Origin of the sequence: Paraglaciecola marina (assembly GCF_004360155.1) — a bacterium.
In the GTDB taxonomy this organism is placed as follows: Bacteria; Pseudomonadota; Gammaproteobacteria; order Enterobacterales; family Alteromonadaceae; genus Paraglaciecola; species Paraglaciecola marina.
This window is the reverse complement of sequence record NZ_SAIS01000011.1, coordinates 29,143-41,546: the sequence shown is the minus strand read 5'-3', so window position 1 is coordinate 41,546 and position 12,404 is coordinate 29,143. Positions and strand designations below refer to the sequence as shown.

Below are 12,404 nucleotides of genomic sequence, written 5' to 3'. Positions count from 1 at the left end.
ATCTATAAAACAACTCGAACTAATTCTATTTTAGCGAGTTCTTTGTATAAAGTTTCCATATGGTCTTTGCTAGTGACTCTCACACTAAGTGATATCGAGTGATAGTTTCCCTTGGAACTAGGTTTCACAGTTGGGGTGTAATCTCCAGGAGCATGCTGTTGAACGCAAGCTATAACATGTTCTGGTAGCAGAGGATCAGCTAGCCCCATAATTTTAAAGGTTTGCTGGCATGGAAAATCAAGTAATTGATCAAATTTAGTATCCATTATTCTAGACCTACTTTTAACTTTACAAAATCAATCATACGGTCGATAAAGCCACCTTCATTCACTTCTTGAAGTGCTACTAAAGGGTATTCTGCAATATCTTCACCTTCTATTTGTAGGTAAAGAGTACCAACCACTTCACCCTTAGCTAAAGGAGCCTGAAGATTTTTTTCCAATTTAAAATTTGCTTCTAAATTTTTACTCTGGCCACGGGGAATATTAATAGGTGTGTCTTCTAAAATCCCTAAGTCAACGGTTTCTTTATCGCCCATATAAATTCTATGGGATACAAAACTATCGCCAGCTTTATATGGCGTAATGGTTTCAAAAAAGCGGAATCCATATTTAAGTAATTTTTTGTTTTCAATCTTGCGAGCGCGCTCACTTTCAGTACCCATAACCACAGATATTAACCGCATATCCCCTTGAGTCGCTGATGTAATTAAACTATAACCCGCATCAGATGTGTGGCCCGTTTTAATACCGTCAACATTTAAGCTTTTGTCCCACAATAACCCATTACGGTTATATTGCTTAATATCGTTATAGGTAAATTCTTTTTCTGCGTAAAGGGCGTACTCTTCGGGAACATCACGTATGAGCGCAGCAGAAAGTAAAGCCATATCTCGCGGTGTAGTGTAATGGTCCGCATCGTGTAACCCATGACTATTGACAAAGTGGGTGGAGTTCATGCCTAATTTTTGGGCATGCATATTCATCATAGTTGCGAAGGCGCTCTCACTGCCGGCGATATGTTCAGCCATGGCAACACATGCATCGTTCCCTGACTGAATAATAATGCCACGATTAAGATCTGCCACTGATACTTGTTTACCTACTTCTATAAACATTTTTGAAGAGTCTGGAAAATTTTTGGCCCAAGCGTTTTCAGAAATAGTCACTAAATCCGTTTCACTAATATTACCATTGGCAAGCTCTTGACCAATTACGTAACTGGTCATCATCTTAGTTAAGCTGGCTGGCGGAATTTGAATGTCAGCGTTTTGCTCTGCGATGATGTTATTGGTTTGAAAGTCCATTAACACAAAGCCTTTAGAGGCTACACTTGGGGCAGGAGGGATTACCACTGCGGCGGAAGAAGGGAATATACATAAACATATTGCCATGCCACTTAGAAGAGAATTGAAATAAGTTTTTAGGTTACGCATTAAACTACCATTGTTTGATTGAATTTCTAAAATATATGTCGTCTTCTAAGAGAAAATGACAGCTAAAATTTGTGCTGCAATATAGCACTTTTGGTGGATAATTACTGCTTATCAAATAACAATTTAGCAATAAAATCTGAGTTTATCAGTCATAGACTTTATAGGCACTAGGGTAGCCATTGGATTTTAAATGGCTTAGTAAATCAATGGCATCTGCTTCATCGGCCAATGGGCCAATTCTGAGCTTAAATACATTGTTCTCAAATACACTATTGAATGGTCGCTGATACAAGGTTTGCAGAGCGCTACCAATCTTATTAATTTGTGATTTATTTTGCAGTGCCAGCACTTGAATATAAATATCCTTTGTTATGACAACCGTTTCTGTAGAAAGATTCCCTATAGCTTGGGTTCCAATAGTTTTTTGGCCGTTTTTACCAATATGAATTACATCAATTTTTACATCACTTACACCCGTTTTTAGCATATCTAGCTTTAACGCTGTGGCATACGATAGGTCAATCAGTCGACTGCTATGAAAAGGTCCTCTGTCGTTTACCCTAACAATTGCTTGTTTACCATTTGCTAAGTTAGTAACCCGTACAAAAGAGGGGAGAGGCAAGGTTTTATGGGCGGCTGACATTTTAAACATGTCGTATACTTCACCGTTTGCCGTTAAGTGACCATGAAATTTTTGTCCATACCAACTAGCTTTTCCTGTGGCGCTATATCCTTTACCAGTCGACATTGGCCGGTAATTCACACCACGTATTGTATAGGGTTTTAAATTAGCTGCTGCATATGGTTCATATTTTGGTTCGACATCTATGGTGGGGATATGTTTAGGGACCACTTCTGGAGGTGTGTCATGACTTTGATGGTATCGCCCGTTTTGGGCGCATCCAACGAGACTTAATAAAATGATTAATGGCAGAAAAAATTTTAAGATGTTCATAATTAAATTGATTTTACATTACTGAAATATAGTTAGAGATGCATCTCTTGTTTTAGTTGCTCACTAAATTGATACACAGCCAAAGCATATAAAGGGCTGTGATTATATCGAGTAATTACGTAAAAATTTCTAAGCCCTACCCAGTATTCTTTGCTCTGTGGTTGTTTGAACTCAAACAGTTTTACGGAAGTATCTGGGGTTAACGTTTTATCAATTGCTATGTTAGCGTTTTGAAGTTGTTGCCATTGATGCTCATATTTTAAGGACTTCTTTAAAAGTGGTGCATAGTCATTGCCTGTTATATTCGCCTTATAGGCAATGTCTTGACCTTGTCTCCAACCATGCTTTTTAAAGTAATTAGCGACACTTCCAATTGCGTCTACCGGGTTATTTAATAGATCCCGTGTACCGTCATTATCAAAATCAACAGCATAGTGGCGGTAACTAGATGATATGAATTGTCCCCAACCCATAGCGCCCGCATATGAACCTTTAATTGCAGTTAAATCAAAATTTTCTTCTTTAGCAAGGATGAAGAATTGCTCTAATTCACTTCGAAAAAATTTACTTCTTGGTGGGTAATGAAATCCTAATGTGACTAAGGCGTCTAGTACTGGGTAATTTCCTTTATATGCACCGTAAAAAGTTTCTACACCAATTATCGCCACTATTATTTGTGCCGGAACACCTGTTTCTAGTTCTGCTCGTTCTAATGTCTCTTTATGTGCTTTCCAAAACTCTACACCCTTGGCCAGGCGTTTTTCAGTCAGAAAAATTGGGTAATATTGATGCCAAGGCTTAGCTTCCCATGGTTTGGCGATGGACGAGAGTATCTTTTCATTTTTTACTGCTTTAGCTAATGAAGCTTCAACAGTAGCGCGCTTAAAATTATGTTTTTCCACCATTTTATTTATGAATTCTTGCTGCAAAGCTTCTGGTGATGAAAGGGCATGGAAGCTTATGAATAGACTAATCAATAATAAATATACTAAATTTTTCATGGTGTTCCTTGCAAACAAAGCCTTATTGCAAAGCAATAAAGTAAAATAAAAGTGCTTATCAAACCTAACTTAAACTCTAGACATAATACGTTTCTGGGTACTGATTGCCATTAAAATTCCAAAACCAGCTAGTAGCGTTACCATAGATGTTCCACCATAACTGACCAATGGTAAAGGGACTCCTACTACCGGCAATATTCCAGATACCATTCCCATATTCACGAATACATAAACAAAAAAAGTGAGGGTAATACTGCCCGCTAAAATTTTACAAAATGCATCTTGAGCGCGTATTGCAATCAGCATGCCTCGAATTACAATAAATGCATAAATAGCAAGTAAACCGACCACACCCCAAAAGCCAAACTCTTCGCTGAATACAGCAAAAATAAAGTCAGTATGACGCTCAGGTAAAAACTCTAATTGAGATTGTGTGCCCTGTAGCCAACCTTTGCCTTGTGCACCACCAGAACCAATAGCTATTTGAGATTGAATAATATGGTATCCAGACCCTAAAGGGTCGCTCTCGGGGTTCAAAAAGGTTAAAACTCTTTGTTTTTGGTAGTCTTTCATTAAGAAAAACCACATGATGGGTGTAAATGCTGATACAGCAACGCCTATAAATGAAATAAAACTCCAACTCATTCCAGCTAGAAATAATGCAAATACGCCTGAACTTGCAATGAGCAAAGATGTACCCAAATCCGGCTGACGAGCAATAAGTAAGGTTGGTACAGCGACAAGCCCAAGACCAACTAATATTTGCCACAGCTTCGGGGGTAAATTAAAACGACTGATATACCAAGCCACCATCATAGGTAAGGCTAACTTCATAATTTCTGATGGTTGAAAACGCGTAACGCCCAAGTCTAACCACCGCTGTGCGCCTTTACTTGAGACACCAATAACCAGCACAGCAATTAACATCGCTATACCAGCTATGTAAAAGTAAATGGATAACTTTTGATAAGCTAAAGGTGGTATTTGCGCCACAACTAACATGACTGTTAAGGCTATTCCTAAACGAATTACTTGCCTTTGTATAAGGGCTATATCCTGTCCGCCTGCAGAGTAAATGGTAATTAATCCAACTGCCATAAGTAATAACAAGCCGGATAGTAATATTCCGTCACAGTGAATTCTATTTAAGAGTGATGGCTGATTAGTTTCCAGTTTAGTTCTCAGCATCTGTTTATTCCCCTTCAGTTTCAATTAGTGGGTTTGACTGAGGAGATTGGCCAAGATGTTCGATAACAATATGTTCAGGGAATGTTCGCTCTTTAAAATAATTATCCATCATTTTCCGTGCTATAGGGGCGGCTTGCGCGCCACCATGGCCAGCATTTTCAAGCACAACGGACATAACGATTTCTGGATTGTCATAAGGGGCATAGCCTACATACATAGCATTATCATGGTTTTTCTTAGATAACTTGGTGGCATCATATTTTTCATCTTGCGCGATAGATACTAACTGGGCTGTGCCTGTTTTACCTGCAGATATGTAATGGGCTCCTTTAAATGCATTTCTGGCTGATCCTTGTCTATTTACTGTACCGTACATAGCATCTAGTACAACATCCCAGTTATATTCATTTTTGATGTCGATAGGTCGCCGTTCCTTTATCGCGTTCAAGACTATCTCACCTTGATTTATTTCACCACGAATAACCTGTGGAATGATGCGTTTTCCTTTGTTTACTAGAGTCGTAATAGCCTGGGTAAGTTGCACTGGGGTGGTAGTCCAGTAGCTTTGTCCAATACCTATATTTATTGTGTCTCCAATATACCAAGGCCTATTATAAAGAGCTTTTATTATACCCCGGCTGGGCATAATCCCATCTGCTTCTTCATGAAGATCTATTCCAGTGTAGTCTCCAAATCCAAATTCACTCATGCTTTCGCTAATTCGGTCTATTCCTAACTTGTATGCCATATCATAAAAATAAATGTCACATGAAACTTCAATTGCTTTAGTAACATTCACTAGCCCATGTCCCCAAGGATTATGATCTCGCCATACTCGTGCGACGTTCTTTAATTGATATTTTCCATAATCATTGATTTGTGTTTCTGGCGTTATTACCTCAGCCTCTAACCCAGCTAAAGCAAGTAGGGGTTTGACCGTGGATGCGGGAGGGTATTGACCTTGTGTTGCGCGATTAAATAAAGGCCTATCTGACTTGAGTAATTTTTTGTAATTTTTACTACTGATTCCATGAACAAACAAGTTGGGGTCATAACTTGGACTACTATAAAGCGCTAAAATTCCACCATCTGTGGGATCCATGGCGACTATGGAGCCTCTCTCTCCCGCAAAGGCTTTTTCTGCTGCTAATTGTAATTCCACATCTATGTTCAAAACTATATCTTGTCCTGGGACTGGTGGATTAAAGTCAAGTGTGCGGATTACTCTACCTTGGTTATTTACTTCAACTTCTTGGTATCCCACTTCACCATGTAATAGTTCTTCATGGTATTTCTCAATACCTCGTTTACCTATGTCATAGGTTGCTGCGTAGTTAGCTTCAAAACCAGCTTCACTTAACTTTTGTAAGTCTTGCTTGTTAATTTTTGCAACATACCCCAAAACATGGGTTAGGGCACTGCCATAGGGGTAGTATCTTGCCAAACGAGCTTCAATTGAAACTCCTGGGTATAAGTGCTGTTTTGCTGAGAATATGGCTACTTCTTCAGGCGTGAGCCGGTTTATTAGGGTTACAGGTTTAAATCGCCTGATCCGCTTCATATCCGCATGAAAGTCAGCTATACCGTCATCGTCTATTTTAAGTAACACGCTTAATCTAGCTAAGGTTGAATTGAGGTTTTTGGTTTCCTCAGGAATAACTTGCAAACTAAATACTGGACGATTTTCAGCTAGAAGTACGCCATTTCTGTCGTAAATTAAGCCTCTATTGGGGGCAACAGGAAGTACCTTAATACGGTTTCCATTTGAGCGAGTTTGATAGTCCTCGTAACTACTAATTTGTAAGTAATACAGGTTGGTTAACACCATAGCAATCATAGCAAAGACCACTAATAGTCCTATAAGTGAACGCCAAGCAAACAAGTTAGCTTCAGCTGTATGGTCTTTTATTAGAATTCGCTTGGAAGGCAAGATTAGTCTCTATGATAAGGATGATTGTTATTTATTGACCAAGCCCTGTATAAACTTTCTGCCACAATAACACGAACCAAGGGGTGTGGTAGTGTAAGACTAGATAAAGACCACTTTTGTTCCGCAATTTTTATGCATTCTGGGGCTAACCCTTCAGGGCCTCCAATTAATAGACTCACGTCTCTGCCGTCCATTTGCCAACTTTGCATTGTTTTTGCTAATTTTGAGGTGTCCCAAGGTGAGCCATTAACTTCAAGAGTTACAACTCTATTGCCTTTGGGTATAGCAGCTAAGGTAAGTTCGCCTTCTTTTTGAAGAATACGTTTGATGTCGGCATTTTTGCCACGTTTGCCTGCAGCAATTTCAGTCAGATGAAGAGGCATATCGGCAGGGAATCTGCGGCTATACTCGGTATAACCTTGCTCTACCCAGGCAGGCATTTTCATACCCACTGCAATCATTTGGATCCGCACGACCACTAACTCCTTTTGTTAGCTCCAGAGTTTTTCCAATTGGTAAAAGTCTCTAGCATCGTCTTGCATAACATGGAGTATAACATCACCAAGGTCGACTAATACCCAATCGCCAGTTTCTTTACCTTCTACACTTAGGGGAGCAAGACCTGCCTGTTTAGCTTCGACAATGACGTTTTCTGCGATCGACACGACATGACGTTTTGAGTTGCCTGAACATATCAACATGGTTTCTGTGACAGAAGACTTTTCTGCAACATCTAGGTCGATAAAATCTCTCGCTTTTAGATCTTCCGCTTTTGCAATGACAAAGGCTTTAAGTTGTTCGTGATCCAATGAGTTTCCTTAAGGTTTATAAGTTAATAGTAGTTTCATTCGCCTATAGTTTATCAGAGTTTACTACCTTGCTGATAGAGCTTATGTTGCCGCAAGTATTGATTAACGCTAGTTGGGACTAGCTTTTCAACAGACTGGTTAGTAGATAACATTCTTCTGATGACACTAGACGAAATATTTAAAGGGGAAGTGTTGGCCATATATATATGACCTGCAAGGGCTTTGTGCAAGTTTATAGGGTCTTGAACTTGCCTTTGCTGTAACAAATTATTAAGCATTAATTGATCCTCTGCAGAGCCTACTTGATTATACACAGCTTCTCCATTTCGAATACAAACAACAAAATGACACAGTTCAAATAGGTTTTGCCACTTATGCCACTTAAAAATGCTAATTAATGAGTCGGTACCAATGAAAAAGCATAGAGGTGTATTTGGAAATTTGGCTCTTAATTCACTTAACGTATCGACGCTATAGGTTGGTTTGTTGCGATTGATATCCAATGGCTCGGGATAAAAAACTGGATAATCTTTGCATACTTCTTTGACCATTCTTAACCTCTGTTGACTCGACGCAGTCGCCGCATTTTTATGGCTAGGAATAAAGCATGGGGTTAGTGCAATTTTATTAATACTAGTGATTTTTGCGGCTTCAAGGGTGGGAAATATATGCCCATTATGAATGGGGTCGAAGGTACCACCAAATATTCCTAAAGGCGTATCCAATTGTTTTCCACATTTAGCCATAGGTTATTCTATGCCATAGTCTAATGGTAAATTTTCTAGGGAGTAAGGCATAAACATCATGCATAAGTGGCACAATTCTATGTAAGGGCGTACCACTTGGGTTTGTTTTATTGCCACATCAAATGCAGCTAATTTTGTTTGTAATAAGGCCATGTGATTGAGGGATAAACGCTGCATGGCTGATTGGTATAAAGATTGTCTGCTTTTCCATATACGATATTGATTCCAGTTAATATTTTTACCTTGCTGTTTATCAAAAAGGATACTTTGTAGCGTTTGCCATTCACGGGTTAATGCCCAAGCAACTATAGTGGGCTCTACACCTTCACTTTCTAAGCGATACAACATTTTAATGGTTTTCTTAGGATCACCAGAAAGTAAAACATCTACTAGATGAAATACAGTGAAGCGAGACTGGTCAACCACCGCATCACTAACCTGTTCAAAGGTAGGTGCTCCATTAGGGTAAAGCAATTTTAGTTTTTCAATTTCTTGTGTCGCAGCGAGTAAATTACCTTCACAACACTCTACTAATAGTTGAGAAACCTGGGGGCTTGCTTGGAGGCCACTATCATGCATTTTTTTACCAATCCACTGATGTAAGGCATTACCTTCTAATGGATAGCTTGGAACATAGACTCCATGTTTATCTATTGCTTTGAACCATTTCGTATTTTGAACACCCTTATCAATTTTACCGCCATGAATGACCAACAATACATCTGGGTTTATATTGACGGTTAGGGAAGTAAGGACTTTACTACCTTCGGCACCTGGTTTGCCTGTGGGTATTTCAAGCTCAATGATTTGTCTACTAGAAAACAATGACAAGGTTTGAGTGGCTTCAATTAAGGTATCCCAACTAAATTGATTATCTGCAACTAGGGACTGGCGCTCATCAAACCCTTGAGCGAGTGCCGCTTTTCTTAGTTGCTCAAGGCATTCTAATTTTTGCTGGGGCTCTTCACCAAATATCAGATAGAAAGGCTTTAGGTTGCTAGTATCTGTTAAATTAAAACGATTAGGATAAACTTGCATTAGCTATGATTTACTTGCTGCCAGCTAGTGTAAGAGCTAGCCAATTGGCTGATAATGCGTAAAGCAGCGGCTTGGCGCATTTCTTTTCGAATCAGGTCTAATTCTCTAGATTTTGCCAAAACCGCATCGGGGTCGTCTTGATATTCACGGGTTATATCGAATTCAATAACTTGAGGATCTTCATCTGGCAGTTGGATCAAATATTTTATGGTATATACCAATTCATATTCGGCCACTTGACCCGTTGAGAACAGTGATAATAGTCGTCTCTCTAGTTGATCTGATTTCAGGTATACCCTAGCATCAATATCATCATTAGAAATGTTCGCTTTTAGAGCGTTATCGAAGACTTCAATATCAAAGCCTTCTAACTGTTTGCGTAAAACCCTATATAAAAGAGTGTTTTTTTGCTCAGCGGTTAACTCAAGTTGTTTTATCTCTGAAGGTATGTTGTAGTCGCCACGCAACTTAAATCCACAGCTAGATAAAAACATTGCCATTAAAGCTGATAAAACTAAACCTTTCCCCAATATAAGTTTCATCACGGTTAGTTTGCTACCACATTGAGTAATCTACCTGGTACATAAATAACTTTGCGAATAGTTTTACCCTCGATATGTTGTTGTACATTAGTTTCTGCTAAACCTAATGCTTCTACTTGTTCTTTAGTAGCATCGGCAGCAACAGTGATTTTAGCTCTAACTTTTCCATTTACTTGTACAATAACGAGCTTTTCGTCTTCAACCATTGCCGCGACATCTGCGACGGGCCAAGGAGCTGTTTCTACTCCTTCACTATGACCTAAGTCTTTCCACATAACATGACAGATATGCGGTGCAATTGGCGCAAGTAAAAGCACTAGAGTGTCTATTCCTTCACGCAAAACTGCTAAGTCTTGGGCATTGTCTTGTGGTGCTTTTTGTAAGTGGTTAAGAAGTTCCATAGTGGCCGCAATAGCAGTGTTAAAAGTCTGACGACGACCCACATCGTCAGTTACTTTTTCTATGGTCTTATGAATCACGCGTCTTAGCTTTTTCTGGCTATTTGATAAGTTTGCTTTATCTAGTGGCGCAATATCGCCAGCATCCACGTTTTCTTGTACTAGAGTCCAAAGACGTTTAACAAATCTATGCGCTCCTTCTACACCTGAATCAACCCATTCTAGAGTTTGTTCAGGTGGAGCAGCAAACATTGTAAATACACGGATAGTATCTGCCCCGTACAAATCGATAACTTGCTGTGGGTCGATACCATTGTTTTTAGACTTAGACATTTTAGTCATGCCGCCATGTATCACTTCTTTGCCATCAGCTTTTAGCACGGACTTAATAATACGGCCTTTATCATCTTTTTCGCTATCAACATCGGCTGGTGAGTACCAAGTCTGTTTACCTGCTGCATCTTCACGATAAAAAGAATCAGCTAAAACCATACCTTGGCATAACAAACGTTTGTATGGCTCATCTGACTCAACTAAACCTTCATCACGCATTAATTTATGGAAGAAGCGTGAGTAAAGTAGATGTAAAATGGCGTGCTCGATACCACCAACATATTGGTCAACAGGCAACCAATAGTTAGCTTGCTCTGGATCTAACATGGCTTGATCATTCTGTGCGCTACAATAACGAGCGTAATACCAAGAAGATTCCATAAAAGTATCAAAGGTATCGGTTTCTCGTAATGCGGCTTCACCATTATATTCTGTTTTAGCCCAATCTGGATCGGCTTTAATAGGCGAAACAACACCGTTCATTTGTACGTCCTCAGGCAACTCAACAGGAAGTTGATCACTTGGTACAGGTACAGATTCGCCGTTTTCAAGATTCAGCATGGGAATTGGGCTTCCCCAATAACGTTGACGAGATACGCCCCAATCTCTTAAGCGATAATTTACTTTCTTCTTGCCTTTATTTTCAGCGCTTAGTAATTCCGCGATTTTGTCGAAAGCTTCAGCAGAACTTAACCCATCGAATTTGGCTGAATTGATCAGCTTACCTTTTTCGGTGATAGCGACTTTAGCTAAATCCTCATCACCCTGTGAGGCAATAACTTGTTTAATATCTAGGTCATACTTAGTAGCAAATTCCCAATCACGTTGATCATGAGCAGGCACCGCCATAACTGCGCCCGAGCCGTAACCCATAAGTACAAAGTTAGCTACCCATACTGGTACTTTATCGCCAGTAAGTGGATGAATAGCGTAATAGCCTGTGGCACAGCCTTTCTTTTCCATGGTTGCTAGTTCTGCTTCAGCTACCTTGGTATTTTTGCATTCATCTACAAAAGCTGCCAATTCACTGTTTGATTTTGCCGCTTCCAATGCAATAGGATGTTGTGCAGCAACTGCTACATAAGTCACACCATAAAGAGTGTCTGGACGAGTGGTGTACACATCAAAGTTTGCTTGGCCAGCAACCGCTTGTTCTAGTTCAAAGGTAATTTCTACACCTTCGGAACGGCCAATCCAGTTTTTCTGCATGGCACGAACTTGTTCTGGCCATTCTTCAAGCTGTTCTAAGTCAGTGACTAGCTCTTCTGCATAATCTGTGATTTTAATAAACCATTGCGGAATCTCTTTTTGCTCAACTACTGCTCCTGAACGCCAGCCTCGACCATCGATAACCTGTTCATTAGCAAGCACAGTGTGATCAACTGGATCCCAGTTCACGGTAGCATTTTTCTTGTAAACTAAGCCTTTTTCAAATAGGCGAGTAAAAAACCACTGTTCCCAACGGTAATAATCTTTCTTACAAGTCGCGACTTCGCGATCCCAGTCATAACCAAAACCTAGTGTTTTAAGTTGGGTTTTCATGTATTCAATGTTGGAATATGTCCATTTAGCTGGGGCAGTATTGTTATTGATTGCCGCGTTTTCAGCGGGTAGCCCGAAAGCGTCCCAGCCCATTGGCTGCAATACATTTTTACCTAACATACGTTGATAACGGCTAATTACGTCACCAATTGTGTAGTTACGGACATGACCCATATGTAACCTACCGCTGGGGTAAGGGAACATTGACAGACAATAGAACTTCTCCTTGTCTGCTTGCTCTGTGGCTTTAAATGTTTCTTGGGTTTCCCAATAGGCTTGAACCTCTTTTTCGATGATTTGAGGTTGATACTGTTTTTCGGCCATTAAAAAGTTCCGTGTCGCTGGGTCAGTCAGGTCAAATGACCTACGTATGATTATTGAAAAATTAGCTCGTTAGAATACCTTAGCGACTTAGTGAGTAACAATAGCAAAACCCTTATTAATGGAGCTATTTAATAACTTTTTATTGTTATTAGGAATAATGGCA

Annotated in this window: 12 protein-coding genes; all 12 read right to left on the bottom strand. The window is 39.7% G+C overall.

Annotation, left to right across the window (positions count from 1 at the left end; translation table 11 throughout):
- Positions 1–2 precede the first annotated feature (2 nt).
- Positions 3–266: a DUF493 family protein YbeD gene (gene ybeD, locus EOK74_RS15255; RefSeq protein WP_133470897.1), complete on the bottom strand. Its 264-nt coding sequence runs from the start codon at positions 264–266 to the stop codon at positions 3–5.
- Positions 266–1,435, bottom strand: a complete 1,170-nt coding sequence (locus tag EOK74_RS15250) for a serine hydrolase (RefSeq protein ID WP_133470896.1) — start codon at positions 1,433–1,435, stop codon at positions 266–268. The genes ybeD and EOK74_RS15250 overlap by 1 nt, the downstream gene beginning before the upstream one ends.
- 145 nt (positions 1,436–1,580) lie before the next feature.
- Positions 1,581–2,390, bottom strand: a complete 810-nt coding sequence (locus EOK74_RS21220) for a septal ring lytic transglycosylase RlpA family protein (RefSeq protein WP_133470895.1) — start codon at positions 2,388–2,390, stop codon at positions 1,581–1,583.
- Positions 2,391–2,422: 32 nt separating this feature from the next.
- Entirely contained in the window at positions 2,423–3,391 is a 969-nt protein-coding gene (gene mltB / locus EOK74_RS15240) for a lytic murein transglycosylase B (RefSeq protein WP_133470894.1), read from the bottom strand.
- Between the two features lie 69 nt (positions 3,392–3,460).
- Positions 3,461–4,579, bottom strand: a complete 1,119-nt coding sequence (gene rodA, locus EOK74_RS15235) for a rod shape-determining protein RodA (RefSeq protein WP_133470893.1) — start codon at positions 4,577–4,579, stop codon at positions 3,461–3,463.
- A gap of 4 nt (positions 4,580–4,583) precedes the next feature.
- The gene (mrdA, locus tag EOK74_RS15230; RefSeq protein WP_133470892.1) at positions 4,584–6,509 is read right to left on the bottom strand and encodes a penicillin-binding protein 2; all 1,926 of its coding nucleotides are present in this window, start codon (positions 6,507–6,509) and stop codon (positions 4,584–4,586) included.
- 2 nt (positions 6,510–6,511) lie between these two features.
- Entirely contained in the window at positions 6,512–6,982 is a 471-nt protein-coding gene (gene rlmH, locus EOK74_RS15225; RefSeq protein WP_133470891.1) for a 23S rRNA (pseudouridine(1915)-N(3))-methyltransferase RlmH, read from the bottom strand.
- A gap of 18 nt (positions 6,983–7,000) precedes the next feature.
- Entirely contained in the window at positions 7,001–7,318 is a 318-nt protein-coding gene (gene rsfS / locus EOK74_RS15220; RefSeq protein WP_133470890.1) for a ribosome silencing factor, read from the bottom strand.
- 53 nt (positions 7,319–7,371) lie between these two features.
- Positions 7,372–8,064 carry a nicotinate-nucleotide adenylyltransferase gene (gene nadD, locus EOK74_RS15215; RefSeq protein WP_133470889.1) on the bottom strand — a complete coding sequence of 231 codons (693 nt, stop codon included), beginning with the start codon at positions 8,062–8,064 and terminating at the stop codon, positions 7,372–7,374.
- Positions 8,065–8,067: 3 nt separating this feature from the next.
- Positions 8,068–9,102, bottom strand: a complete 1,035-nt coding sequence (gene holA / locus EOK74_RS15210) for a DNA polymerase III subunit delta (RefSeq protein ID WP_133470888.1) — start codon at positions 9,100–9,102, stop codon at positions 8,068–8,070.
- A complete protein-coding gene (locus EOK74_RS15205; protein ID WP_133470887.1) occupies positions 9,102–9,644 on the bottom strand; it encodes an LPS-assembly lipoprotein LptE in 543 nt (180 codons plus the stop codon). Before EOK74_RS15205 ends, holA begins: the two co-directional genes overlap by 1 nt.
- Positions 9,645–9,649: 5 nt before the next feature.
- Positions 9,650–12,241: a leucine--tRNA ligase gene (gene leuS / locus EOK74_RS15200; protein ID WP_133470886.1), complete on the bottom strand. Its 2,592-nt coding sequence runs from the start codon at positions 12,239–12,241 to the stop codon at positions 9,650–9,652.
- Positions 12,242–12,404: the final 163 nt, after the last annotated feature.